This is a genomic window from Marinibaculum pumilum, assembly GCF_042646425.1.
Taxonomy (GTDB): domain Bacteria; phylum Pseudomonadota; class Alphaproteobacteria; order Ferrovibrionales; family Ferrovibrionaceae; genus Marinibaculum; species Marinibaculum pumilum.
The window spans coordinates 50,914-75,283 of record NZ_JBHRTR010000020.1; the positions used below are offsets into that span (position 1 = coordinate 50,914).

The 24,370-nt window shown below is 69.4% G+C and carries 22 protein-coding genes; 1 reads left to right on the forward strand and 21 read right to left on the reverse strand.

From position 1 onward, the window contains the following. Window positions 1–23: 23 nt before the first annotated feature. Complete coding sequence (locus ACFOGJ_RS07930) at window positions 24–821, forward strand: hypothetical protein (protein ID WP_379899313.1); 798 nt, start codon at window positions 24–26, stop codon at window positions 819–821. Here the strand turns inward: ACFOGJ_RS07930 and ACFOGJ_RS07935 are convergent. The 21 genes from ACFOGJ_RS07935 to ACFOGJ_RS08035 form a co-directional block, all read right to left on the reverse strand. Next, window positions 815–2,125 (reverse strand): TIGR00180 family glycosyltransferase, encoded by a 1,311-nt coding sequence (locus ACFOGJ_RS07935; RefSeq protein ID WP_379899314.1) that lies wholly within the window; start codon window positions 2,123–2,125, stop codon window positions 815–817. The genes ACFOGJ_RS07930 and ACFOGJ_RS07935 overlap by 7 nt on opposite strands. A gap of 63 nt (window positions 2,126–2,188) precedes the next feature. Further along, on the reverse strand, window positions 2,189–3,436 hold the full coding sequence (locus ACFOGJ_RS07940; protein ID WP_379899315.1) for a glycosyltransferase: 1,248 nt from the start codon (window positions 3,434–3,436) through the stop codon (window positions 2,189–2,191). 83 nt (window positions 3,437–3,519) lie between these two features. After that, a complete protein-coding gene (locus tag ACFOGJ_RS07945; protein WP_379899316.1) occupies window positions 3,520–4,935 on the reverse strand; it encodes a hypothetical protein in 1,416 nt (471 codons plus the stop codon). Next, window positions 4,932–6,164 (reverse strand): hypothetical protein, encoded by a 1,233-nt coding sequence (locus tag ACFOGJ_RS07950; RefSeq protein WP_379899317.1) that lies wholly within the window; start codon window positions 6,162–6,164, stop codon window positions 4,932–4,934. Before ACFOGJ_RS07950 ends, ACFOGJ_RS07945 begins: the two co-directional genes overlap by 4 nt. A 212-nt stretch (window positions 6,165–6,376) precedes the next feature. Next, window positions 6,377–7,447 (reverse strand): putative sugar O-methyltransferase, encoded by a 1,071-nt coding sequence (locus tag ACFOGJ_RS07955; RefSeq protein WP_379899318.1) that lies wholly within the window; start codon window positions 7,445–7,447, stop codon window positions 6,377–6,379. A 72-nt stretch (window positions 7,448–7,519) separates the two neighbouring features. Beyond that, a complete protein-coding gene (locus ACFOGJ_RS07960) occupies window positions 7,520–8,749 on the reverse strand; it encodes a glycosyltransferase (protein ID WP_379899319.1) in 1,230 nt (409 codons plus the stop codon). 5 nt (window positions 8,750–8,754) lie between these two features. Next, window positions 8,755–9,552, reverse strand: a complete 798-nt coding sequence (locus tag ACFOGJ_RS07965; protein WP_379899320.1) for a class I SAM-dependent methyltransferase — start codon at window positions 9,550–9,552, stop codon at window positions 8,755–8,757. A 38-nt stretch (window positions 9,553–9,590) separates the two neighbouring features. After that, window positions 9,591–10,478, reverse strand: a complete 888-nt coding sequence (locus tag ACFOGJ_RS07970) for a class I SAM-dependent methyltransferase (protein ID WP_379899321.1) — start codon at window positions 10,476–10,478, stop codon at window positions 9,591–9,593. Between the two features lie 51 nt (window positions 10,479–10,529). Further along, on the reverse strand, window positions 10,530–11,333 hold the full coding sequence (locus ACFOGJ_RS07975; protein WP_379899322.1) for a hypothetical protein: 804 nt from the start codon (window positions 11,331–11,333) through the stop codon (window positions 10,530–10,532). A gap of 30 nt (window positions 11,334–11,363) precedes the next feature. Then, window positions 11,364–12,395 carry a hypothetical protein gene (locus ACFOGJ_RS07980; protein ID WP_379899323.1) on the reverse strand — a complete coding sequence of 344 codons (1,032 nt, stop codon included), beginning with the start codon at window positions 12,393–12,395 and terminating at the stop codon, window positions 11,364–11,366. Beyond that, the gene (locus ACFOGJ_RS07985) at window positions 12,388–13,377 is read right to left on the reverse strand and encodes a glycosyltransferase family 2 protein (protein WP_379899324.1); all 990 of its coding nucleotides are present in this window, start codon (window positions 13,375–13,377) and stop codon (window positions 12,388–12,390) included. The genes ACFOGJ_RS07980 and ACFOGJ_RS07985 overlap by 8 nt, the downstream gene beginning before the upstream one ends. 60 nt (window positions 13,378–13,437) lie before the next feature. Further along, window positions 13,438–14,493 carry an alpha-ketoacid dehydrogenase subunit beta gene (locus ACFOGJ_RS07990; RefSeq protein WP_379899325.1) on the reverse strand — a complete coding sequence of 352 codons (1,056 nt, stop codon included), beginning with the start codon at window positions 14,491–14,493 and terminating at the stop codon, window positions 13,438–13,440. Between the two features lie 32 nt (window positions 14,494–14,525). Further along, a complete protein-coding gene (locus tag ACFOGJ_RS07995; protein ID WP_379899326.1) occupies window positions 14,526–15,545 on the reverse strand; it encodes a thiamine pyrophosphate-dependent dehydrogenase E1 component subunit alpha in 1,020 nt (339 codons plus the stop codon). Between the two features lie 25 nt (window positions 15,546–15,570). Then, entirely contained in the window at window positions 15,571–16,569 is a 999-nt protein-coding gene (locus tag ACFOGJ_RS08000; RefSeq protein ID WP_379899327.1) for a GDP-mannose 4,6-dehydratase, read from the reverse strand. Window positions 16,570–16,659: 90 nt separating this feature from the next. Continuing rightward, window positions 16,660–17,364: a class I SAM-dependent methyltransferase gene (locus ACFOGJ_RS08005; protein ID WP_379899328.1), complete on the reverse strand. Its 705-nt coding sequence runs from the start codon at window positions 17,362–17,364 to the stop codon at window positions 16,660–16,662. A gap of 39 nt (window positions 17,365–17,403) precedes the next feature. Continuing rightward, a complete protein-coding gene (locus ACFOGJ_RS08010) occupies window positions 17,404–18,306 on the reverse strand; it encodes an NAD-dependent epimerase/dehydratase family protein (RefSeq protein ID WP_379899329.1) in 903 nt (300 codons plus the stop codon). Window positions 18,307–18,350: 44 nt separating this feature from the next. Continuing rightward, the gene (locus tag ACFOGJ_RS08015; protein ID WP_379899330.1) at window positions 18,351–19,670 is read right to left on the reverse strand and encodes a nucleotide sugar dehydrogenase; all 1,320 of its coding nucleotides are present in this window, start codon (window positions 19,668–19,670) and stop codon (window positions 18,351–18,353) included. A gap of 50 nt (window positions 19,671–19,720) precedes the next feature. Next, a complete protein-coding gene (locus tag ACFOGJ_RS08020; protein ID WP_379899331.1) occupies window positions 19,721–20,677 on the reverse strand; it encodes a Gfo/Idh/MocA family protein in 957 nt (318 codons plus the stop codon). 25 nt (window positions 20,678–20,702) lie between these two features. Beyond that, window positions 20,703–22,253, reverse strand: a complete 1,551-nt coding sequence (locus ACFOGJ_RS08025; protein WP_379899332.1) for a PfkB family carbohydrate kinase — start codon at window positions 22,251–22,253, stop codon at window positions 20,703–20,705. A 65-nt stretch (window positions 22,254–22,318) separates the two neighbouring features. Next, window positions 22,319–23,335, reverse strand: coding sequence for a GDP-mannose 4,6-dehydratase (locus ACFOGJ_RS08030; protein ID WP_379899333.1), 1,017 nt, complete (start codon window positions 23,333–23,335; stop codon window positions 22,319–22,321). Window positions 23,336–23,350: 15 nt separating this feature from the next. Further along, window positions 23,351–24,355, reverse strand: a complete 1,005-nt coding sequence (locus ACFOGJ_RS08035) for an NAD-dependent epimerase/dehydratase family protein (RefSeq protein WP_379899334.1) — start codon at window positions 24,353–24,355, stop codon at window positions 23,351–23,353. Window positions 24,356–24,370 lie beyond the last annotated feature (15 nt).

A 24,370-nucleotide genomic window follows, 5' to 3' on the forward strand; every position in this document is an offset into this window, starting at 1 on the left:
GGGGCAAGGACGACGCGGCAGGAATGACGGGGAAGGGCGACCGCCGGATGGGCCAGCAGACAAAGGCACGGCACGGCATGGCCGCGGGCCGCGCGGCAGGCCTTGCGGCCGCACTGGCCGCCCTGTGCCTGTGGGGCGGCGCGGGGACCGGCCTGGCTGCCGATGACACGGCGCCGCAGGCGGGGGACGGGAGCCCCGGTCAGGCGCCGGGCGGACTGGCGGCAGGCGGACTGGCGGCAGGCGCAGATCCCGCCCTGCTGGCGATCGTGGAGGATATCTGCGGCGAACTGATGGGCGCGGAGCGCGCCCGGCGGCGGCTGAACAGCTACCAGCTGGCCGCGCTGCCGCATGTGGCGCCGCGCGATGGCGACGGGGCGACCCGGGTCGGGTTCTTCGCCGGCAAGACGTTCTATTGCCGGCGGGCGGGCATGGCGCTCTGGGCCACCTACGAAGTGACGCGCCTTCCCCCGCAGGAGATCCTGGCCCTGCAATCGCCGCCGGCGGTGGCGGTGGAGGTCCGCTTCGAGCGCGTGGCGCCGCCGGCCCCGGCGACGGAGCCCGACCGGCTGAAGGCGGCCGCCGAATCGGCCAAGGGCGCCCTGGCCCGTGTCGCGGCGACGCGCGGGGCATCCGGGACGGGCGCGACGGTCAGCGGCCCGACCGGTCAGGCGAATGCCGCCGCGAGCGGCCCGCAGCCGATCATTCCGAGCAGCCTGGATGCGGTCGCCGGGACCGGCCCGGCGGGGAGGTCGCCGGCAACGGAAGCGGACAGGACCGGCGCCCCGCGTGGCGGTACGGCGCCGCCGGCCGGCCGTCAGTAGGCGCTGACTTCCTCGATGAAGCGCTGCACCGCCGGCCCGTCCAGCACCGCAGGCGGGGCCAGGTCCGGGAAGACGCATTCGAAATAGAGCTTGGTGCGCCGGGGGCCGGCGACGCTCTGCCCGTCGAAGACATAGTCGTGGATCGTCTGCCCCGCACGGAAGCCGTCCGGTCCGAAGCCGGTCCCGCCCTCCGGGAACAGCGGCGTCTCCGGATGCCTGGTGCGGGAGGCATGGCTGACGAAGGTCTCCCAGATGTCTGCGATCACCGCCTCGCCGTCCATCCCGGCCGCCCGGTCGCGGCCGATCAGGTCCAGCACCCGCGGGTCCAGGAACCCTTTCATGTAGTTCAGGAACACCATGTCGAGGGCGGCGTCCAGATCCTCCCGCCGACCCGGCCAGCCGGTGGTGCCCGTGATGCCGTCGGCCAGGATCTGCCGGAAGCGGCCATATTCGCGGAACAGCAGCGCCGGGTCCCGGGCCAGGATCTGGTGGGGATGCCAGTTCGAATAGCTGTAGGACTGCCCGGTGGACCGGGCGTAGTAGAGCATCGGCAGGCGTACGACATCGCCCTGAACGACCGTGAGCGCGCCGCTCAGCAGTTCCTTGCCCAGGGTGGTCTCCATGTCCGGCGTGCGCATGAAGGCGCGGCGCGCGACTTCCGTGCGCATCACCGCGTAGTAGACGGCCTCGTACCCGGCGAACTGTGCCTGCAGGCGGGCCAGCGGGTCGGCCCCCTCCACCGACGGGCCGCGATAGACCAGGTACTCCATGGCAAAGAGGTCGGGGCCATCGGAGAAATTGAGATAGCTGCCATGGGCCGCCGCCGCGCCGGGGCGCTGCTCCAGCACCTCCAGGCAGGCGTCGAGGGCGGACAGCAGCAGCACGTCGTCGTCGGCGCAGAAACTCATGAACGGCGTCGCGACAGCCCGCAGCCCGTCGGAGACCTTCGCATAGGGCTCGGTGTCCGCCGGGTAGGCGAGCCGGGTGACGGCCGGATCGGCGGCACAGCGCTCCGCGTTGCGGGCGGCCGCAGGCTCGGGGCTGGAATCCAGCACCAGGATCGGGAAGTCGGCGCCGCGCCGGGCGAGATAGGACAGCAGCCGGTCCAGCAGGTCGGGCCGGTCGTAGGTCGGGATGACCAGGGTATAGCGTCCCTTGCGGGACCGCCCCCGCCCCTTGGCCTGGGCGGCCGCCTGGGCCGGCGCCGTTCCGGCAGTGGCGGCGGCGCCCGGCCGCAGGCGGCGCTTCAGGCGCGCGAGCAGGCTCCCGCCGGGCTCTCCGGGCCCGGTGCGTCCGTCGTTCATCGCTTGTCCGTCAGTGTTGTGGAGGTCGGTCCCTGGCGACCGCCGGGCCGCCCGCAGGTGCGGTCAGCGTGCGCCGCCGGCAGCCGCGTTGCGGTCGCCCGCGGGCAGCGCCGCGCGCAGCCGCTCCAGTTCCTCGGCCGTGGCCGAATGCTCTTCGGTCAGCCGTTCGATCCGGCGCAGCAGGGCGTCGCGCTCCGCCCGCAGGCTCTGCACCTCCGGCGCGGCGGCAGCCGGCCCCGGCACCAGGGTCAGGCCGACCCGGTTGGCCAGGCGCATCGTCAGACGCAGCGCCACCGCGCGGTTCCCCCGCCGCCACATGTGGTTCAGGGTGCGGCCCCAGCTGAGGCCGTGGCCGCGGCGATACTCCCGCATCTTCCAGAACAGATAAGGGAAGAACAGGTCCCAGTCCTGCGGCTGCCGCAGCAGGATGCGCAACATCAGGGTGCCCCAGGGCGACATGTTGCTGGGCGCCTTGCGGAAGGCGCGCCTGATGTCGCGATAGGCGGAGAGGCGGAGCCGGTTGGTCAGCGCCTTCAGCACGCGGGTCTGGCGCACCTCGTCGCGCATGCCGGCAGCGGAGTAGGAAGCCTCGTTCGCCCGGATCAGCGCCAGGGTGTCGCCGATCACGCAGGCCCCGTGGCGCAGGGCGACGCTGGTATAGGCGAATGAATCCGAGTGCCATTCCAGGTCCTGCGGGTACCAGCCCATCGCGGCCAGCGCGTCGCGGCGCACCACCACCGTGTTGGAGCTGATCGGCAGGTAGGCGCGCTGCATGCGGGCCAGGACCTGCGCCGGGGTCATGTATTCCGGCAGGTCCGACAGGTTGAAGATATGGCTGATCGCCGGGATATCGGCGAAATGGTCGATCCGGTCGGAATCGCCCTGGATCACCCCCAGCTCGGAGAAGCAGAGCCCGGCCTGCGGATGCCGTTCCAGCACCGCCATGGAGCGTTCCAGGAAGTCCGGCAGCAGCTTGTCGTCGGACGCCGCCCAGACGATGTATTCGGCCCGCACCAGCGGCAGTACCCGGCGAATCGATGCCTGCAGGCCCATATTGTGCGGGTTCTGCAGGAACTCCACCTGGGGATGGCGGGTGGCGAAGCTATCGATCACGGCCACGCTGTCGTCGGAGGAGCCGTCATCGACGACGATGATTTGGTCCGCCGGGCGGCTCTGGCCGCAGATCGCGGCCAGAGAGGTCGGCAGGTAGCGGCCGTGATTGTAGTTCGACAGCACGATCGCGACGCTGCGCCGCGGCGAACCGACGGGAGGCGCATCCACCGCGGCAGTGTTCACCGGGGAAGTGTTCACGGGGGGCGCTTCCATAGGTTCCGTCGACGTGCCGGCTGAGGTCGTGCATGGCGGCACTGCCGCGGTCGTGCCGAACTTGCCCTTCACGCTGTTCCCCTTCCGACTGACGACCTGTTCGCCTGCGATTCGCCGTCCCGGGTCCCCACCCCGTCCGGCAGATCACTGCTGCGGTCCTGTACAGGCGCTTCCAACCTTGCCGTATTCCGGCTGGCAGGTCCATTATCCCTTGGCAACATTCCGGCGTGGACTTGCATGTGGCGTGCCAGTCCTGCCGCCTCGGCTTCCCGCCAGAACACGCGCAGTGCGGCGAACATCTCCGGCGAGTGGGTGTCGGCGACCTCGATCGCCGGCCGCAGGACCGATCGGGGGGCCGCTCGGGGAGCCTGCCCGGGGGCCGCGCCGCGCAATGCCTGGTCAGCCGACGACGGCGCTGCCGCATCCAGCGGCACGAAGATGCCGGGACGTTGGGCAGTGCGGGCCGCCAGGCCGTAGATGTCGAGGCAGCCGAAGAAGCCCTCCGCCTCCATCGCGAAGGCCAGTACGTCCTGCTCTGTCAGGCCGGCCTGCCGGATCGCATGGATGCCGCGCGGCAGGCTGCCCAGCCCGTCCGCCCCCTGAACGAACCGGTTCAGCAGGCAGACCGTCAGGCTGTCCTGGCGGGCGGTCAGTCGTTCCAGGTGCGGCAGCCAGGCCTGCAGGCTGGCATCGGCGAAACCGTCGGCATCCTCCGGCAGGCTCACTGCCAGGCGATAGCCGCGCGGATGCGCGATCTTGATGAAATGCGTGACCTGGCGGCGCGGATCCAGGCTGGGGTGGAAGGCACGGGGCACCCCGTCCCGCTCCGCCGCCAGCAGCGCCCGGGGATCGTCCCGGTCCGCGGTTGCCCGGTCCGCGGCTGCCCTGTCCGCGGCTCCCCTGTCCGCGGCAGCGGCCACCGGCCCGCCGGCAGGCGCGGGCAGTACCATGTCCAGGTCGAAGACCCCCTTGCCGTCGCGCCAGCGCAGATACTCGCCCTCGGTCAGGCCCAGCGGCGCGGCAAAGCTGCGGCGGGCCTCGGCCTCGTCCCAGAAGATCGACAGACCGTTCACGGTGTCGGACAGGCAGAGGGCGGAGAACAACCGGTCGGTCTGCACCTCTTCGTCCTTCCCCACCAGCAGCACAGCGTTGAACTTGAACCCCGGGGGCAGGTCCTGGTTCCGGATCATGCGGTCCTGCCACAGCACGAAGTTGCGCAGGCTCGCCTGACCGACCGGCCGGTTCAGCCGGCCGACGAAGTTCATGCCCTCGAAATAATGGTTCTCGCGGTATTTCAGCAGCGCGTAGCAAAAGACCGCGACCCGCTGCCAATAGGGCTTGTCGCGCTGACGGCTGGCCAGGCTGGCGACATAGTTCACGATCTGCTGCAGCGGGCTCAGGGCCCAGTGATAGTCGCGGATGCCGGTGGCGAAGAGGATCAGGTTGCCGCCGCCGCGCAGATAGCGGCCCAGGGCGCGCATCATGACCGCGCCCCCGCCTGCAGGACCTCGGCACCGCTGGCCCCGTCGCCGGCGCCGCCGCTCCCCCCGGCACTGGCGCCGGCCGAAGCTGCGTTTGCCGAAGCTGCGTTTGCCGAAGCTGCGTTCGCCGAAGCTGCATTCGCCGCCGGGCGCCCGGCCAGGCGGGCGGGCTGCCGGCCGGTGGTCGCGCTGTAGAGCTCCGCCAGGTAGTCGTACAGCAGGTCGGCATTCTCCTTCGTCCAGACCAGCCGCTGGTGGTCGACGGCGAAGGGATAGCGCTCGCCGCCCACGGGCACCTCGATATAGGTCGAGAAGAAGGCCTCGATGTCGACGATCAGGTAGGGCCGGTCGCTGAAGGTCGCCTTGGTGGCGAAGCCGGAGGAGGTCCCGATGAAGGCGTCCGCGACATGCATCAGCGCCAGTTCGTGGGCGAGCCCCAGGCCGGTCAGGCGCGGGATCATCACGTTGCGGCGGGACAGCAGCCGATGCTCCCATTCCTGGAAGCCGCCCAGCATCAGGAACACCACGTCGGGCATCGTTTCCGCCGCGCGGTCGATGAAGGCGTACCATTCCGACAGCGGCGCATCGCGGTGGGTGGTGGTGGGGGTCGGGGTCAGCTTCGCCTGGCGCGGATTGATGCAGACCACGAAGCGGTCCTTCAGCACCGTCTCGCGGAACCGGCGGGCCCAGCCCTCATAGCCCCGCGGCGCTTCGAGCAGCGGCAGGCGGCCATTGCGGGCGTGGAAGGCGTTGATCTCCTGATGGCCGACCGGATAGGTCATGCGCCGCTCGGTATGCTGCTTCAGGGAGGGCCAGTGCGGCGCCCCGCTCCAGTGCATCGACGCCATGGTGAGCGCCAGGGTCAGCGGGTCCCGGATCAGGCGCAGGGAGGCAAGATGCGGCTGGCAGAGGAAGGCCGGGAACAGCGAATCCAGATAGCTCTGGTAGTTGTCCGGGGTGATGAAGCCCTGTGCGGGGGCCCGCGGCAGGCCGGGATTGACGTAGACGAACAGGTCCACCGCCCGGGCACCGCGATCCTCCGCCTCGCAGGCGAACTTGACCAGGCCGGTCAAGGTGTCGCCCAGCGCATAGTGGTGGTAGGTGAAGTCGATCAGGGCGCCGTAGCGGTCCTTGGCGACACCATTGTGGAGGACGCCCCTGAACCCCCGCGCCATCCGCACGAAGGTGGCGGGCCGGCGCAGCATGCGCCGCAGGCGGTTCACGCCACGCATCGCGCCCCTGCCCCTCCTGGCCCTGCCCCTGCCGGACCCGGCCGCGACACGGCCCTCTGCTCCAGGGCGGCCGACGCCGCTGCTCCTGACCGCTGCACTTCAAACCTCTAACGTTGACGGAAATCCGGCCGTTCGCGGCGCGGCCTGTCCGGCCGGCGCCCGGCCCTGCGTGAACCCTGTCCCGGATCTGACGGCCCGAAGACGGCGACCCGTCAGACCGAACCCTGCGCCTTCGCGAACACCGCCTCGAAGAAGCGGGGATCGGCGGTGTCGGTGCGCCACAGCTGCGGCTGCCAGCCTTCGGGCAGGCGATAGGCCGATTCCTGGACGATCAGGCGATCCGCCGGGTTCACATACGTCTTGTACTGCTTGAGATAAACGGCCGCGCGTGCCAGCCGGGCCATCTGTCGCAGGGTGTTGTCGATTTGCCGCGGCTTGAACTCGTGCAGGGACGAGATGTTGACCGCCACATCCGCGGCATCGCCGGGCATCGCCTCGATCTGGTTGACGGTGAAGAAGGCGATGTCCGCCTCGGCCAGCTCCGCGGCGACGTCCTGGTATCGGTCGAAGGGCCGGAACCGGAACTGCCGCAGGCCGGGAAACAGCCGCCCCAGATACCATTGAGAGACGTAGAGCGCCGGCGGCACGTCGAAGATCCAGTAGCGTACCGGCATGTCCGTCAGCAGCGCGCTGGCCAGGCGGCCGTAGCCAGCGCCCACCTCCGCCACCACGGGCACATGGTCGCCCTGGCGCAGGCCGGCGAGCACCGGCGCAAGGGTCCGCCATTCCAGGAAGGAATGGGCCAGGTCCTGGGAAATCAGCCGCCCGTCGCGCCGCAGGTCGATCGGGTTGCCGATCTCCGGCTCCGCGGCCTGGCGCAGCCGGTCGTCGGGCAGTTCGCGCGCGACATGGTCCCACAGCAGGTCGACCATTGTCCGATAGAGGAACTTCCGCCAGCCGCGCCGGCCGTTGAAAATCCGCTCCTTCGCCGGCAGCAGCCCGCCATCGGCGGTCAGGTCGGGATCCCGCATGGTGGACCGCGGCAGCGGCAGCCGGCCATGCCCGACAGCATCCCGCATCAGGCGGAACAGCTGCGCATCGCCAAGGGTCAGCGGCAGAAAGTTGAAATAGTTCTGGTTGATGCTGCGCTTGAAGTTCTCGATCCCGCCACGGCGCAGCTGTTCCGTGTTCTGACGGTTCAGGTCCTGCCAGAGGCGCGACGGATGATAGATCTCCGGCCCCGCCAGCAGTTCGGCGTCCATGGCGTCGATCGACTTGTCCATCTCGGACGTCTCGCCTGGCGCAGGGATCATGTCAGGGTTGAGGGCATCCATCGTGAGCAGTCGTTGATACTATCACATACCGCGATCGGCAGCGCCGGCAATGGGCCGGGGCAGGTTCGCCCCCCTGTCGCCCAGGGCAAAGCTGCCGTAGAGGCGGCGGTACTGCGCCACCGACCGCTCCAGCGTGAACCGGTCCAGGATCCGGGCCCGGGCGGCAGCGCCCTCGGCCCGGCGTTCGCCCGGCGACAGGCGCAGGGCCGAATCCAGCACCGCCTCCAGCGCGGCCGGTGCCCGCGGCGGCACCACCCGGTCGGGGCGTCCCAGGATCAGCGCCGCATCGCCGACATCCGTGGTCACCGCCGGGACCCCGCAGGCCATCGCCTCGGCCAGCACGTTGGGAAAGCCTTCGCCATAGGCGGCACTCATGCAGAACAGGTCCAGGGCGGCCATCATCGCGGCCATGTCGTCCCGTTCCCCCAGCAGCCGCACATGGTCGCCCAGGCCGAGCCGGTCGCGCAGCGGCGCCAGGTCCACCGTGCCCCGCCCGGCCAGCACGGCGCGGAACGCCACCCCCCGGCGCGCCAGGCCGGACAGCGCCTGCAGGAAGCCGGGATGGTCCTTCTGCGGATCGGTGCGGGCGACATGGCCGATCAGCGGCACCCCGTCGTCGGGCAGCCCGACCGCCGCGCGCCATGCCGCCGCCGCCTCCGGGTCCGGCCGGAAGCGGGTCGCATCGATGCCGTTCGGGATCAGATGCCAGGCCCGCGGCCGGTAGCCGAGCCCCTCATGCACCCGCCGGCCGGCGGCGGAGTTCACCACGACCCCCGCCGGCAGCCGCGACAGGAGGGCCGCCAGGCGTACGGTCAGCCGGGTGCCGCGGCCATAATTGCTGAAGTCCATGTCGGAGCAGCGGATGTTCCACAGCACCGGCAGCCGCCGCCCGCCGCCGCCGAACCGCACCGCCAGCAGGCCCGCCAGGTCGGCATGGTAGAGCCAGGTCTGAACCAGGGCGGGCGCGGCCGCAGCGATATGCCGGGCAAGCTGCCGGACCTGGCCGGGCATCGGCGGGCGGCCACGGCGCCAGCCAAGGCAGTGCAACTCCGCGCCGGCGGCCTCCACCGCACCGCCGAGCACGCCGCGGTCGGTCAAGGACAGGACTGTGGGCGTGAACTCGGCCCTGTCCAGGCCGCCCAGCAGGCGCACCAGCGCGGTTTCCGCGCCGCCACGCTCCAGGCCGGTGATGACATGGCAGACCCGCATCGGCGCGCCGCGCCCCGCGGTGCTTCCCGTCGGATTTTCCATGATGCTCACTGGCCGGCACGGCCGGCTGGCGGCGCCAGCAGTAGGCAGCCGCTGGACGCCCCCGCCAGCGCGGCGATGCGGCGCCGCGCCGGCATCGAAAGACGGCCGGCCGCCAGCATGTAGCCGCTATAGAACAGGCCGAGGGACCGGCACTCGACAAGCTGCCAGCCGCAGGCGCGGAAGCGGCGGCGCCAGTCGCGCAGCGAGAAATGACGCAGTTCCTGCAGCGCTGTGCCGGTCTCGCCATGGGGTGCCGCCGCGGCGAGCCGCATCGCCGCATGCCAGGGACCGCGGCGCGCCGGCCGCGCGGCATCCGGATCGCCCTGCCCTGCCATGGGGCCGCGCAGGCGGTTCGCCACCAGCTTCGGCAGGGCGGGATAGTGGGCGACCAATGTCCAGAACCGCCAGGCAGCCGTCGGCACGACATGCAGTGCCAGCCCGCCGGGCCGGAGGATCCGCATCACCTCTGCCTGGAAGGCGTCGAAATGCGCGACATGCTCCATGACATGGCTCGAATAGACCAGGTCGAAGGCGCCGTCCGGGAAGGGCAGGCGATGCCCGTCGTAACGCTGCACCGGAAACAGCGGTGCCGCCGGCACGGCGACATCGACCGCCTTCACCTGACGGCTGCGGGCGGCCAATAGCTGCGCCACATGGCCGTCCGCGCCGCCGATCTCCAACACCGCAGCGTCGCGCAACGCGAAGTCGGGCGGCAGGACGCCCAGCGCGCCGTCGAGTTCCGCCGTGCGCAGGGCATGCAGGTAGTGCCGCTCCGCAGGGGTGGTCACAGGGGGGCTGGTCACGGGCGCGCGGTCATCGGGCCGTCGTCACCGGTGCCGGATCATCCGCCAGCGGTCGGCGTGTCCCGGCGCAGCAGGAATTCGTTGCAGCCCTGGCGCCGGCCGACGGTGACGGTGGCCAGGAGGGTGAAGCCGCGCGCGGTCAGGAAGGCCTCGATCTCCGCCGGCCGGGCGACCTCGAACGGCCAGCCGCCCAGCCAGTCGCGCAGGTCGGTCCAGAGCGACATGCCGCGCCGTTCCCGCCGCCCCCGCACCTGCTGCACCAGCCAGCGCAGGCCGACATAGTAGGGGGCGAAGGCGAGCATCAGCGGCAGGCGCAGGACCGGCCAGCCGTTGTACATCCGCTTGATGCGCCGCCAGGCCCGGCTGACCAGGCCCTGATCGTTGTAGATCGCGATGAAGAACAGTCCGCCGGGCGCGACCCGCTTCGCGGACAGGTCGATCGCCTCCCACATCGCGCCGGTATGGTGCAGCACGCCCCAGGAACAGACGATGTCGAAATGACCCAGCGCCGTCAGATGGTCCTCGTCCAGGGCAGAGCCCTGCGTGATCCGCCAGCCGCCGCCTTCGGCGAGATCCGCCGCGCGATAGCGCCGCCGCAGTTCCTGGGCGCAGCCCACGGCCTCCGGGTCGAAGTCGATGGAGACCACTTCCGCGCCGAGCTGGCGGGCTGCCAGGCTGGTCAGGCCGCTGCCGCAGCCGATGTCCAGGAAGCTGCGCCCCGCCAGCGGCTGCACGGCAGCCGGGTCGACCTGCAGCGAACGCGCGAGCGCCTCGCGCGCCCTGGCGATCTGGTCGTCCCCCAGCCCTTCGATGAACCGTGCCCAGTTCCGCCCGAAGGCGAATCGCCGGCCCGTCCGCATCTCATAGGCGTGCCAGGCGGCGACACTCTCGTCGATCGCCGGAATGTCCGCATCCGGACTGTTCACTCGGTTCGCTCCATCATTCGGCAGGGTCCGGACGGCTCAGTGGGGGCCGGCTCAGTGGATCGTGTCGCCGGCCGCGGGCCGCGCCCGCAGCCGGTCCCGCAGCCCGCCCTGCACCCGCAGCGCCGCCAGGGCGGTTGCCCGAGGCGCCGCCGCGGCCAGCACCGGGTCGCTGCCGATGTACATGTCCGCCGACCGGACCAGCGCCACCTTCAGATGCAGCCCCAATCCCGCGGCGCCAAGCGGGACCAGGTTGCCGGGACGTTCGCCCGGCGCCAGGGAGCCGCGGCAGGCCAGGTCGACGAACAGGAACTCCGGCGATTCCGCCGCCAGGGCCTGCGCCTCCTGCAGGCTCAACTGGGCATCGTCAAGGACATAAACAAGACGGCCGCCGGCAAGACGCGCCAGCAGCAGCTCGCCCTCCCGCTGCGCCCCGGCATAGGGCACCGGCCGCACCGGGCTGCCGCTGCCGCGTTCCAGCGCGCGGCCCCACAGCGGCAGGTCCTCTGCCAGTGCGCCAGGGTCGAAATAAAAGCCGATGGAGCGGATCGCGGGATTGGCCAGGGAAGCTGCGAGGATCGCAGCCGGCGCCGGGCGTCCGGCGCTGCCCGCCTCGGCGGCTTCGCTGCCGCAATCGACGACCAGGTCGGCCGGGAGGGGTCCCGCGCGCAGCAGCTGCGCATAGCCCGCCGCAGTGTCCGACAGGTCGAACCGGCGATGCTGCGCCCTGTCGCGCCGCAGGTCGATCCGCCGCAGCATGGCGCCGATCGCCAGGAAGACCAGGCTGAAGGGAAAGAAGCGCAGGCGGCGGGCGATGCGCAGGCCCAGGTCCAGGACGGGAACCAGCAGCCGCTTCATCGCCGGTGCTCCCGCTGCATCCGGCAGCGGTCAGGCATGGCCGCCATCGGTTCGCCGCCCCGCCAGCTCCGTCACCTTTTCGCGCAGCAGGACGAATTCCTCGCTCAGCCTGTCGCGGTCCTCCTCCTCCCACAGCAGCCGCTGGTGGGCGGCGCCGAAAGGATAGTGCGCGGCGCCGACCGGCACCTCGACATAGCGGGCGAAGAGATGCTCGATCTTGGTGATCAGGTAGGGCCGGTCGGCAAAGGTCGCCATCGCGGCAAAGCCGCTTGAAGAACCCATGAACATGTCGGCCAAGGTGACCAGGGCCAGTTCCTCGCCCAGGCCCAGGCCCTCGCGCCGCGCAATCCGCAGGTTGGGCAGGCGCAGCAATCGCCGGTCCCATTCGCCATAGCCGCCCAGCAGCAGGAAAAGGGTGTCCGGATGGCTGCGCGCGACCCGGTCGAAAAAGGCATACCATTCCGGCAGCGGGGCATCCCGGAACAGGTTCGCCGGCAGGGGCGCGCGGACGCTCTGGCGCAGGTTCACCGCGACCGTGAAGCGGTCCGCAGCGACCTGGCGCAGCCAGGCGCGAGCGGCCCCTTCGTGGCCGCGCGGCGCCTGCAGCCGCGGCAGGAAGCCGTGCTTGCGCCAAAAGGCATTGATCCGGAAGTGCGAGACCTGATCGAGCTTCCGGTTCAGGTGCTGCCACAGGCTCGGCCACATCGGCCGGCGGAAGCCGTCGCGCCACAGGAAGCGGTGGAAGGTCGGCGCATCACGCAGCACCTTCAGGCTGCGCAGGCCCGGCGTGCAGAGGAAGCCGGGCAGCAGCTGGTCGATTGCCGACGGCGCCGTCAGCGCCGTGATGAACGGCTGGTAGCGGCTGCTTGGCCGCTTCGGATCGATGAACAGCACCTGGTCGACCCCGCCGCAGCCCCGATCCACCGCCAGGCAGGCCAGGTTCATGCTCCAGGTCAGCGCATCGCCCAGCGCGTAGGGTCCGTAGGAGAAATCATAGACCCCCAGGGCGACGCGGCCGTCTGCACCGCTGCCGCGCCGGGGGTCCGCCGCCGCCTCAGACATCGTGGCGGCCCTGTCCGGCAAGGCCGGAGGCCCGGCGTCGCAGCCAGCGCCGTGCACCGAGCGGCGCCAGCGGCCGCAGCCCGTCCCACAGGCCGCGCGCGCCCATGCGCAGGGCCAGATGCGGGGTCAGGTAACGCCGTCCCCGCCGATCGGAAAGCAGCCAGCCCAGACCCCGCAGCGAGAATTCGGTCATCAGCCCGGAGCGCCGGAACAGAGGCGCCACATCGGCATAGCGTGGCTCGTCCAGCATCGCCAGGACCCGGTCGGTCACCGCCCGCTGGGCCGCCGCATCGCGGACACCCTTTGCGGAATAGGATTGCGGCGACACCCGGAACCAGGCCAAGCGACGCGGCACATAGCCGGCGCCGTGCCGATAGGCCAGGACATAGTTCACCCACCAGTCCGCATACCATTCCAGGTCTTCCGCGAAGCCGCCGATTTCCTGCAGGCGGTCGCGCCGGTAGACGGCGGTGTTGGAAGAGATGGTGAAAAAGGCGCGGCGCATGATGGCGATCATTCGCTCCGCCTCCAGATAGGCCGGGGCCGTGGAGAGGTAGAGCGGGAACTCGCGGACGATGCCGCTCTCTCCCAGCAGTTCCGCCGGGTCGGAGAAGGCGAAGGCGGCCTGCGGGCAGGCATCCAGAAGGGCCAGGTTTTCCGCGGCGAAGTCGGGGCCGACCAGGTCGTCGGCGGCGGAGAAGCAGACATAGTCGCCGCGCGCCTCCGCCAGGCCGCGGTTCATCGCAGCATTGACCCGCCGGTTGCGGTCCTGGCGCAGCAGGCGGATGCGCGGCTCCTGCGCCTGCAGCGCCGTCACCACCGCCACCGAATCGTCGGTGGAGGCATCGTCGACGACGATCACCTCCAGCGGCGGCCGGCGCTGGCCCAGATGCGCCGCCACGGCCGTCTCCAGGAAACGGCCATGGTTGTAGTTCGGGATGACGACGCTGAGTTGTCCGGCGCAGCCCTCCGGCTCGCTCATGGCTTCTCGCGGACCCGCTCCGCCACCGTTCCGGCGCTCACGCCGACGGCGGAGCGGGTGTCAGAAAGGGCCGGTGAAGCTCGAATCGGGCACGTCCAGGAAGTCGCCCGGATTGATCTCCATCCGCTCGCCGTCCGGGCGGCCCATCAGGCGCCGCGCGGCGACGACGATGTCGTCGGGCTGCGGGTAGTAGTAGTTCGACAGCGCCCGGCTGGTCGGGGTGGGCAGGTCCGGCAGGGTGATCCGGACCGGCGCCTCCTTCAGGTCCCGCAGGCCGTCCTCCACCACCCGTGCGACGATCTCGCCGGCGAAGCCGACATTGCGGCAGCCGGTGTCGGCGGCGATCAGGCGGCCGGTCTTCTTCACCGATTCCAGGATCGGCGAGGCATCGAACGGGTTCAGGGTATGGACGTCCAGAATCTCTGCCGAGATCCCTTCCGCGGCCAGCCGGTCCGCCGCCTTGGTCGCCTCCAGGGTCATGTAGGAGGTGGCGGCGATGGTCACGTCGGACCCCTCGCGCAGCCGGGTCGCGGCGCCCATCGGCAGCTTGTAATGCCCCTCCGGCACATTGCCGTGGATGCTGTAGAGCCAGCGATGCTCCAGGCAGACCACCGGGCCGTTATCCTCGATGGCGGAGATCAGCAGCCCCTTCGCGTCATAGGGGGTGGCCGGCATGATCACCTTGAGTCCCGGCACATGCGCGAACCAGGCCTGCAGGCTCTGGCTGTGCTGCGGGCCCTGGCCCCAGCCGCGGCCGACGACGCAGCGGATCACCATCGGCGCAATCGCCTGGCCGCCGAACATGTAGTGCCACTTCGCCGCCTGGTTGACGATCTGGTCCATCGCCAGCATCGCGAATTCCAGCCGGATATGGGTCATGATCGGCCGCATGCCCGACAGCGCCGTGCCCAGCGCGACGCCGGTCAGGCCGGCCTCGGAGACCGGCATGTCGATCACCCGGTCGGGATACTTCTCCGCCAGACCCTTGGTGGAGCCGAAGATCGCCGCCGCATCCGGCGCGCCCAGCCCCATGATGTAGACGGTCGGGTCGGCCGCCATGCAGATGTCCTGCGCCTCTTTCAGCGCCTCGACGAATTTCAGCTGCCGTTCACTCAAGGCCGGTGTCCTCGTTTCTCGGTGACGCGCCGTCAGGACGCATAGAGATAGGTGTCGAGCTCGCTGCGCGCCGGGAACGGGCTTTCCCGCCCGTAGTCCAGCGCGGCCGCGACCTCGTCGCGGATCTCCGCGCTGCGCTTCTCGATCTCCGCCGCGTCGGCCAGGCCGCGCTCCATCAGCCGCTTGGAATACATCGCCAGCGGGTCGCGGGACTTCCAGTCGTCCAGCTCGCCCTCCGGCCGGTAGCCCAGATGCTCGTCGTTCAGCGGGCCGCAATGTTCCAGCCAGCGATAGGTGGCGAATTCCAGGAACACCGGCCCCTTGCCGCTGCGGGCATGGGCGAAGGCCTGGCCGGTCAGGCGATAGACCTCGTCCGGGTCGTTGCCGTCGCCGCCCAGCGCCAGCGCGCCATGCGCCGCCGCCAGGTCGACCAGCTTGCGGCCCGGCGGCTGCCGCACGTCGAGTGCAGAGAGCACCGAATAGAGGTTGTTCTCGCAGACCATCACCACCGGCAGCTTGTGCAGCACCGCAAAGGCCAGGCTCTCGTGGAACACGCCGGTCTCCGCCGCACCGTCGCCGAAGAAGATCACCGTCAGGGTCGGGTCCTTCTTCAGCACGGAGGCGAAGGCGCAGCCGACGCCGATCGGGATCGTCGCACCCACGACCGGCACCGCGCCGATGAAGCCGACATTGTTGTCGACCAGGTGCATCGAGCCGCCCTTGCCGTTGGCGCAGCCGGTGGCCTTGCCGTACAGCTCCGCCACCATCGCCTTCAGGTCGCCGCCTTTGGCCAGGTAGTGGGCATGGCTGCGATGGGCGGAGGTGATCTTCTCATCGACCGTCATCTGAGAGCAGACGCCGACCGCCACCGCCTCCTGTCCGATGGAAAAATGCGTCGGGCAGCGCATCAGCTGCTCCTTCGCATAGACCTCGGCGATGCCCTGCTCGATCAGGCGCACCCGCAGGATGCCGTCCAGCATCCTGCGGGCGGCCTCGGGCGGCACCTGTCCGCCAGCAGCGTTGTCGGCAGCAGTGATGGCGTCTGCACTCATTGCGGCGCTCCCTCAGTTCGGCCGATCAGGCCCGCAGGGTGTAGTCGGTGGGCCAGGTCTTCAGCTCGTCAAAATAGGTCTTGCCCCAATTCACCATGTCGGCCAGGCCCTGCTCCCAGGTGATCTCCGGCTCCCAGCCCACGTCTTCCTTGATCGCGGTGGAATCCAGCCAGTAGCGGCTGTCCTGACCCAGGCGGTCGGCGGTGACCTCGCAGAGCTGGTCGAACGGGATGCCCAGCGCGTCGGCCGTCAGCTCCACCACCCGGCGGATCGAGGTCGGCTCCTTCGGTCCGGCATTGTAGATCTTGCCCATCGGCGCCTTGTTGGCGACCAGGTGGATCGCCCGCGCCAGGTCGGTGGCGTGGATGTAGGACTTCTCCGCGCGGCCGCCGCCGTGCAGCGGCAGCTTCTCGCCCTTCAGGCCCAGCACGACCGCCTTCGGGATCACCCGGTGCAGCAGCTGGCCGGGGCAGTAGGCGTTCGACGGCCGGATCACGTTCATCGGGAAGTTCAGGAACTTGTGCACCGACATCAGGTACATGTCGAAGGCGACCTTCGACGCCGCATAGGGGCTGGACGGCTTGATCGGCTCGTCTTCCTTCGCGGCATGCTCCACCGAGCCGTACATCTCGGAGGTGCCGATCTGGATGAAGCGCTTCATCCAGTCGCGCTTCATCAGCTCCTCGGAGAACTTGGCCAGCGCCATTGAATTGGTTTCGAAGAAGCGCCAGCTGTGCTTCCAGCTCACCGCGCCCTCGCCCTGCGCGGCGTAGTTCACGATCACCTCCGGCTGCTCCTTGTCCAGCAGCTCCAGCAGCAGGTCCATCTCATAGGTGATGTGATAGGCGTGGTAGCTGTAGCGGGGATCGTCCTTGCCCACGTTCAGGGTGAAGGGCTCCGGCCGGGCCAGGTTGCGGCCGACGGAAACCACCCGCTCCACCTCCGGCTGCTCCAGCAGGTACTTGGAGGTGTGGATGCCGAAGGAGCCGCCGCCCCCGATCACTGCGTACGACTTGATCGTCATGGATATCCCCGTCTGCTCGATGGTGTGGATGCTTGGCTGTGGATGTTCGGATGATTGCGCGCGCCCGGCCCGGATCTGGCCGGTGCGACGTCAGCTGTTCGGCGCGGCCTGGTCGCCGAAGTCGGTCCAGTCCGGATCCGGATCCAGGATGGTCCAGTGATAGTCGCCGACATAGCCGGCCTCGGCGAAGAGTTCGCGCCACTGGTCCGGCCGCAGGAAGGTGAGCGCGGTCAGCACCCAGCCCTGGAAGATCTCGCGCTCCGCCTCGTTGTAGTAGGCGTCCAGCTGCACGTAGGTGCGGCCCGGGGCGGAAACCCGCTGCAGCTCCTGCAGGGCGGCGATCAGGCGCGGCCGCTCCAGGTTGTGCAGGGTGTTGATCGACAGCGCCACGTCGAAGCTGCCGTCGGCGAAGGGCAGGCGCTCGGCCGTGGCGACGCCCAGGCGGCCTTCCGCCTCCGGCTCGCAATGGGTCGCGCCGTAGTGAGAGATGTCGACGCCGAACACCTCCAGGCCCGGACAGGCGCCCATCAGGTCCTTCACCAGAAAGCCCTTGGCGGAGCCGACGTCCAGCACCTTCATGCCGGGCTTCAGGTCGAAATGATCGACGATGTCCTTCGCGATCGGCACCCAGCGGCCGTCATAGCGGTAGCCGCCATAGCCCGTCTCGCGCGCGCCGTCGAAATAGTCGCGGCCGAACTGGCGGGCCAGGCGCACATTCTCCGGATCCTGCGAGCGCGGCTTGTCCAGCTTGCGGCGCGCGCGCGGATACTGCCGGAGCAGGTTCACCTCGGCCATGTCAGGCGGCTCCCGTCATCAACTCTGGTCCTTCAACTCTCATGCGCCGCCTTCATGCCGGCGCATCTCGTCATGCGCAAGCGCCAATCCCCGCTCCAGCGGCAGCAGGCGGAAATCCGGGAAGGCGCGGCGCAGCGCGGTGACGTCGAAATGCCGGTGGGTGACCGCCTGCATGCGCGGCCCGCCGACGATCTCGACCGGCGCCTCGAACCGGGCGGCCACCATTCCGGCCAGTTGGCGATAGCTGACCGAGCGGCCGGTCGCAATGTTCAGCAGGCCGGCAGACCGCCGCCGCAGCACGGCCAGGATCAGCCGCGCCACGTCGCCGACATAGACATGGTCGCGCATCTCCTCGCCCTCGCCGAACAGGGTGATGCGGCCGTCCGCGGCGGCCATCCGGCGCAGCCGGTTGGGGCCGTAGGAATTGTGCGTGTCGCGGCCGCCATAGATCAGGGTCGCCCGCAGCACCGCCATCGGGATCTCTAGCCGGCCGGCAAGGTCGCGCGCCAGGATCTCCCGCGCCAGGTGCATGGCGCCGTAGGAATCCACCGGCGCGGCGGGCGTTGCCTCGCTGACCAGCGCCTCGCGGAAGGGATAGACGCCGTCGGTCGAGAAATAGAGCAGGTGCGCCACCGGGGCGGCGGCCAGGGCCGCCAGCACCCCTTCGGCAATGGCGAGGTTGGTCCGGAAGGTGCCGGCATCGCGCCCCTTGTCCGGGGTCAGCGAGGCCAGGAACACCAGCGCGTCGTCGGGCCGCAGCTCGGCGGCGAGCGCCGCGCCCGCGCCGTCGCGGGTCAGGTCGTGGCCCGGCAGGTCGACCGGCAGCACCGGCACGCCTTCCCCGGCCAGCAGCTCCGACAGGGTGCGGCCGATGAAGCCGCCGGAGCCGACGACCACCACCCGCGCCGGGTCGCGGGGCTTGTCCAGGCGATGCGTCAGCACGGCCGGGCGGTCAGCGCAGGCGGACAGTCAGCACGGGGCCGCGGTCACTCGGCGGCGGCGCGCGCCGGCGCGGCCGCCCCCAGGTCGACACCAAGGGTCTGCAGGTCCAGCCCGGCGGCCTGCGCCGCCTTGCGGTCCAGGACGGCATAGGGATCCAGCACCAGCCGGCCCGACATGCGGGCGGCAATCTCCGCCGGCGCGATCTCCCGGAAGGCGGACCAGGGGGTCATGATCGCCAGCACTTCCGCGCCCTCCAGCGCGGCCAGCGCGCTCTCCGCCCCTTCGATCCGCGGATGGAAGGCGGGATCGGCCTTCACCACCGGATCGAAGGCCTGCACCCGGAACGGCCCCAGCGCCGAAAGGAAGGCCAGGCTGGGCGAGTTCTTGGTGGAATGGGTGTCCTGCTTGTAGGCCAGGCCCCAGACCGCGACGACCGGGTCGATATCGGCGCCGCGGCTCAGCAGCACCTCGTGCAGGCGGCGCAGCGGCCAGTGCCGGCGGTACTGCGAATTGGCGATCATCGCGCGGATGAAGCCGGAATCGGTGCCGTAGCGGTCGGAGAAGCGGCAGACCGTCGCCAGGTCGCGCTCCAGGTTGCCGCCGGCAATGCCCAGGCCGGGCGCCAGGTAGGAATAGGGGCCGATGCGGCGGTCCAGCTTCAGCGCCGGCACGATCTCCGACCAGTCGGCGCCGATCTTCTCGCACAGCTCGCCCAGGGTGTTGGCGACGCTGACCGAGGCGACGAGGCAGACATTGATCGAGATCTTCGCAAGTTCCGCGCTCTCGTAGCGCATCGGCAGGATCGGGCAATTGTCGAAGGCCGCCAGGTAGGTCGCCAGTGCCGGCGGCAGCGGCACGTCCGGATCATCGCAGCCGACGATGAAGCGCTCCGGATACATCGCCCGCTCGATCGCGCGGCCGAAGATCAGGGTCTCCACCTGGTAGTACTTGACCGCGCCGGGCCGCGGCAGCGGCCGGGTGAAGCCCGGCGACACCTGGCTCAGGATCACCATCACCGCGTCGGCGCGCATCGCCGCATCGACGGTCGCGATCAGCGCCTCCAGCGGCCCGGTGTCGCTGGCCCCGGCATCGTCGGTCGGCACGTCGGGCGCGACATAGACCAGGTCGCAGGCGGCCAGGTCGGCCGGGTCGGAGGTGAAGGTGATGCGGTCGCGGTTCTTCGCCAGCAGCTCCGGCAGGTCCGGTTCCACCACCGGCAGCTCGCCCTTCTGCAGCGGCGCGATCCGGCTCTCGTCAGGGTCGAAGCAGACCATGTCGAAGCCCCGTTCCGCCGACGCCACGGCGGAATTGAGGCCCAGATGGGTCATGCCGGCATAGCCGACGACAGGCTTGGTCGCGGTCATACGTCTCGCGCTCCGGGATCTTTCGGGTTCTGGCAGGGTCTGGGCCGGCTTCAGGCGGCGGAGGCCGGGGCCGGCGGGAAGCGGCGCAGCGCCTCGTCGGCCAGGGCCTTCAGCTGCCGGTTCAGCCACAGGTCGTTGTCGATATTGCCGGCGCCGGTGCCGCACAGGCTCTTGAAATGGGCATATTCGATGTCCCAGGTCGGGTCCGGCTGCACCAGGGTCTCCGCCCGCTCGTCCGGCCGCCCGGCGGGCACCTTGCGGTCGCGCACGGTCAGGGTGGAGGGGCCCCACTTGCACAAGGATTCGATATGCGCCGAGCCCTTCTCGGCAAAGATGTCCGTGGTGTGGTGGTTGCGCCACGACATCAGGGTCATCTCCAGCTCCAGCCGGGGCCCGCGGCCCTGCTGCGGCTCGCCGCCGACGACGACATGGTCGAAGGCGCGGTTCTCGAACCGGTCGGCGGAGATGATGCGGAAGTCGTAGTCCGGCCGTTCGAACCAGAACAGCAGGGTGTCCAGCAGGTGCGAGCCCAGGTCCGGCAGCACGCCGGACCCCTGGTCCCGCCATTCGGAATTCCGCACCAGCCGGGCGGTGCCGTTGCCGTAGAACATCCGGCAGCGGTAGATCTCGCCCAGTTCCCCCGAATCCAGCACCCGCTTCATGTTCACGAAATGCGGTTCGAAGCGGTGGTTGTAGGCGGTGTAGCAGGTCGCGCCGGTCTTCTGCGCCAGCGCCTTCAGGCGGAGCAGGTCGTCTTCGCTGTCGGCGAAAAGCGGCTTCTCCACCAGGACATGCTTGCCGTTCTCCAGCAGGTAGCTGAGCAGCGGCAGCTTGACCTCGTCCGGGGTGCAGACCAGGGCCGCGTCGTAGCGGTCCAGGGGCACCTCCTCGACCCGCCTGAAATCGGCTTCCGGCTTCACCGGATCCACGGTCGCGACATTGTCGGGACCCGCCGCCTTGATCCGCTTCGGCCCCTGCACACCCAGGCCGATCGTGATGCACCGCATGCTGCTGCTCTCCCGCCCCCTGGGATCAGGCGTACTTGATCGCCCGTTCCACCGCGTCGATCTTCTGCATCACGTCGCGGGTGGTGATCGGGATATTGCCGTCGCGCTCGCATTCCATGCCGGCGGCGAAGCTGCCCAGGATGGCGCCGATCACCTCGCTGCCGGTGGTGACCATCGACATGGTGGCATAGGCCACTAGGGCGTCGCCGGCGCCGACGGGATCCACCGCGCGGTCGCAGAAGCTCTCGATGGTGAAGAACGACCGCGCGTCCTGCGCCGGCCGGTCGCGGAAGGTGATCATGCCGCGATCGCCCAGCTTCAGCATCAGGGTCTTGCATTCCGCCCGGGTGAACAGCTCAACCCCCAGCGGCCGCACGACACTGTCCTGGTCGGCCAGCGCGAAGCGCGCCTCGCGCTCGTTCGGGGTGATCAGGTCGAAGCCGCGGAAGTCCAGGATGTTGCCCCAGCGGCTGGCGACCTGGCTGTCGGCGACCTTGAAGGCGCCTTCCGGGATCGCCTCGATCAGCTCCGGGATCGTGTGCTTGTTGAAGATGCCGTGGCGGAAGTCGGAGAACACCACGGCATCCGCCTTCTCCCGCTGGATCTGCTCGCAGAGCTGGCGGAGGATCTTCTCGGAGATCGAGCGGTTGTCCAGGGTGTCGATCTTCAGCAGGCGGTAGTTGCCGACGACGATCGCGTTCTTGTTGGTGGTGGGCCGGGTCGGATCGACGATCGCGGCGCAGGTGATGCCCTGCGCCTCCAGGTCCTTCAGCACCATCTCCTTCTGCGGGTCGTCGCCCAGCACGGTGGAGAACACCACCTGCGCGCCTGCCGCCCGCATATGCTTCGCCACCACGGCGGCGCCGCCGATGAAGTCCTGCTTCTCCTCGAAGCGGACGCTCATCGTCGGCGTCTTGGTCATGCCGCCGATCATCGAGCAGTGGGTGTAGCTGTCGATGATGGTGTCGCCCAGCAGGTGGACCCGGCTGCCGTCGAACTTCAGCACCGCCTCGCGCAGGTCGTTGAAGGTCAGCCCCTCGCCGTCCATCAGCACCATCAGCTTCTCGTGCGCGATGTTCGGCGGCGAGGTCTCGATGATGTTGGAGGAGGAATAGACGATGTCGCCCGGCGTGTAGATCATCTCGCCGCCGTAGGATTCGACGATATCCGCCTCCTCCTGCGTCTTCGGCGTCAGCTTGCCGTCGACATACTCGTAGCCCTTCGCGAAATAGTCCGGCTGGATCCGCTTCAGGTTGGAGATCGGCGTCGGATCCTTGTCGATCACCACATAGTCGACCATCTCGAAGGCCGCGAGGTTGATCGCCCGCAGTTCCTCCGGCACGTAGGGCCGGACATTGGCCTTCATGATGTGCTCGTCGGCGGTGACGGTGACCACCAGCAGGTCGCCCTTCGACTTGGCGTACAGCAGGTGGCGGACATGGCCCGGATGGACGATGTCGAACACGCCGTGGCACATGATCACCTTCTTCGCCCGCGGCCGCGGGCCGATGATCTCGATCAGTTCTTCCGGCGTCTTCACCTTGCGCCGGTACTGGAACATGCTGTCGGCGTCCATTTGCGACATCGCCTCCAAGCTCTCTATCTCGTTATGGTCTTGTTCGGGATCGGGCTGCGCCGCCCTCAGGACGGCGCGTTGCCCTTGTCAGCGAGGGTCTCGAACCAGGTCTTGGTCGCCTTCGCGATCGAGTCGGGATCCCACAGCGGGGCCTCGCGCCAGTAGTCGATGTTCGCGACCACCTTTGCGACCCCTTCCTCGAAACTCACTTCCGGCTTCCAGCCCAGGTCGCGCTGGATCTTGGCAATGTCCGCATGGGTCACGTCCGGTTCGCCCGGACGCTTCGGGATATGCACCGCCTCGCCCTGCAGCAGCGCGACCAGCCGGTTCACCGACTGCGGGTTGCCGGCGCCCAGGTTCCAGACCTGGCCGACCTTCTCGGTCCGGGCCGCGGCCCAGAACGCCTTCGCCACGTCGGTGACGAACAGGAAGTCGCGCCGCTGGGTGCCGTCGCCGACCACCGTGAAGGGCTTGCCCGCCAGCTTCTGGCGCAGGAACACGCCGAACACCGCGCCATAGGCGCCGGAGGTGCGCGACCGCGTGCCATAGGCATTGAAGATGCGGACCGAGTTCACCGGCAGGTGGTAGACGTCGTGCCAGTGGAACACCGCCATCTCGCCCTGGTACTTCGACAGGGCGTAGGGATATTCCGGCCGGATCGGATGGTTCTCGTCGGTCGGCGTCTGCGCCAGCCCGTAGCAGGACGACGAGGCCGCATAGACGAACTTCTTCACGGTGCCGGCGGCGCGGGCGGCCTCCAGCATGTGGACGGTGCCCATCACGTTCGCGGACATGTACTCCATCGGCCGCTCGATCGACGGCACGATGTCGCCGATGCCGGCGAAATGGACCACGTAGGAGGCGCCCTCGAACAGCTTGTCGCCGGGCTGGACGGCGCGGATGTCGCGCTCGTCCAGCACCACGTCCGGGTTGCCGGCATGCTGCTCCAGGTTGGCGGCGCGGCCGCCCACCATGTTGTCGACCACATGCACCCGGTAGCCGTCGGCGACGCAGAGGTCGACCATGTGGCTGCCGATGAAGCCTGCGCCGCCGGTGACGACGACGAGGGGCTTTTCCGCCATTCTATCGACCCCGCCCTACATGATGCCCTTGGACTTGAGCACCTTCACGTTGTGGTAGCCCTCGTCCGTCATGGAATTCGGCAGCTTGCCTTCCTTGAAGGCCTTGCACAGGTCGCGCACCGCGTCGCCGATATTGCGCTTCGGGGTGAAGCCCAGCTTCTGCTGGATCTTGGTGGAGGTGATCCGGTAGGAGCGGATGTCGTTGGTCGGCGTATGCTCGATCTCGATCGGCGCCCGGTCCGGGAACTCCTCCTCCACGACCTTCTTCACCTCCAGCGCGATATCGTCGATCGACTGGTTCTCGTAGCCGGCGTTGAAGGTCTCGCCCTGGATCTTCTCGTCCTCCAGGGTCAGCAGCAGCTTGTACAGGTCGCACATGTCCTGGACATGCAGGTTCGGGCGCTGCTGGGAGCCGCCGAAGACGACGATCTTGCCGTTGTTCACCGCATGGTTGGTCAGGATGTTGACCGACAGGTCCAGCCGCTGGCGGGGCGAATAGCCGCACAGGGTGGCGGGGCGGATGGTGACGCAGGTGAAGCTGTCATCGGCATGCTTGAACAGCAGCGGCTCGCACTTGCCCTTGTACTCGTTGTACAGGCTGACCGGCTTCAGCGGATGCTCCTCGGTCACCTCCGGGGCGTCGGACACGCCGTAGACGGAGGAGGAGGAGGCGTAGATGAAGCGGTGCACGCCCTGCTCCTTCGCCGCCTTCACCATCGGCTCGAAGCAGTCGTAGTTGATCGTCTTCGACAGGTCCTCGTTCAGCTCGTAGCCGGCGTCGTTGGAGATGCAGCCCAGCGAGATCACCGCATCGATCCCCCACAGGTTCTCCTTCAGGAACTTCGTGTCGCGGATATCGCCCTGCACGATCTTCAGGCGGTCCTGCGGCTTCAGCTCGCAGCCGTAGTACATCGTGTCGTAGACCAGCACGTTGTAGCCGAGCTCCAGCAGCTGCGGCGTCAGCAGGGTCCCGACATAGCCGGCGCCGCCGGTGATCAGCACGTTCCGAATGGGCTTCACGTTCGTCTTCCTTCA

Bases quoted from the DNA above. Each gene is read 5' to 3' on its own strand.
- ACFOGJ_RS07930 (WP_379899313.1), top strand. From the start codon at position 24: ATGACGGGGAAGGGCGACCGCCGGATGGGCCAGCAGACAAAGGCACGG.
- ACFOGJ_RS07935 (WP_379899314.1), bottom strand. From the start codon at position 2,125: ATGAACGACGGACGCACCGGGCCCGGAGAGCCCGGCGGGAGCCTGCTC.
- ACFOGJ_RS07945 (WP_379899316.1), bottom strand. From the start codon at position 4,935: ATGATGCGCGCCCTGGGCCGCTATCTGCGCGGCGGCGGCAACCTGATC.
- ACFOGJ_RS07950 (WP_379899317.1), bottom strand. From the start codon at position 6,164: ATGCGTGGCGTGAACCGCCTGCGGCGCATGCTGCGCCGGCCCGCCACC.
- ACFOGJ_RS07955 (WP_379899318.1), bottom strand. From the start codon at position 7,447: ATGGACAAGTCGATCGACGCCATGGACGCCGAACTGCTGGCGGGGCCG.
- ACFOGJ_RS07960 (WP_379899319.1), bottom strand. From the start codon at position 8,749: ATGGAAAATCCGACGGGAAGCACCGCGGGGCGCGGCGCGCCGATGCGG.
- ACFOGJ_RS07975 (WP_379899322.1), bottom strand. From the start codon at position 11,333: ATGAAGCGGCTGCTGGTTCCCGTCCTGGACCTGGGCCTGCGCATCGCC.
- ACFOGJ_RS07980 (WP_379899323.1), bottom strand. From the start codon at position 12,395: ATGTCTGAGGCGGCGGCGGACCCCCGGCGCGGCAGCGGTGCAGACGGC.
- ACFOGJ_RS07985 (WP_379899324.1), bottom strand. From the start codon at position 13,377: ATGAGCGAGCCGGAGGGCTGCGCCGGACAACTCAGCGTCGTCATCCCG.
- ACFOGJ_RS07995 (WP_379899326.1), bottom strand. From the start codon at position 15,545: ATGAGTGCAGACGCCATCACTGCTGCCGACAACGCTGCTGGCGGACAG.
- ACFOGJ_RS08000 (WP_379899327.1), bottom strand. From the start codon at position 16,569: ATGACGATCAAGTCGTACGCAGTGATCGGGGGCGGCGGCTCCTTCGGC.
- ACFOGJ_RS08005 (WP_379899328.1), bottom strand. From the start codon at position 17,364: ATGGCCGAGGTGAACCTGCTCCGGCAGTATCCGCGCGCGCGCCGCAAG.
- ACFOGJ_RS08015 (WP_379899330.1), bottom strand. From the start codon at position 19,670: ATGACCGCGACCAAGCCTGTCGTCGGCTATGCCGGCATGACCCATCTG.
- ACFOGJ_RS08020 (WP_379899331.1), bottom strand. From the start codon at position 20,677: ATGCGGTGCATCACGATCGGCCTGGGTGTGCAGGGGCCGAAGCGGATC.
- ACFOGJ_RS08025 (WP_379899332.1), bottom strand. From the start codon at position 22,253: ATGGACGCCGACAGCATGTTCCAGTACCGGCGCAAGGTGAAGACGCCG.
- ACFOGJ_RS08030 (WP_379899333.1), bottom strand. From the start codon at position 23,335: ATGGCGGAAAAGCCCCTCGTCGTCGTCACCGGCGGCGCAGGCTTCATC.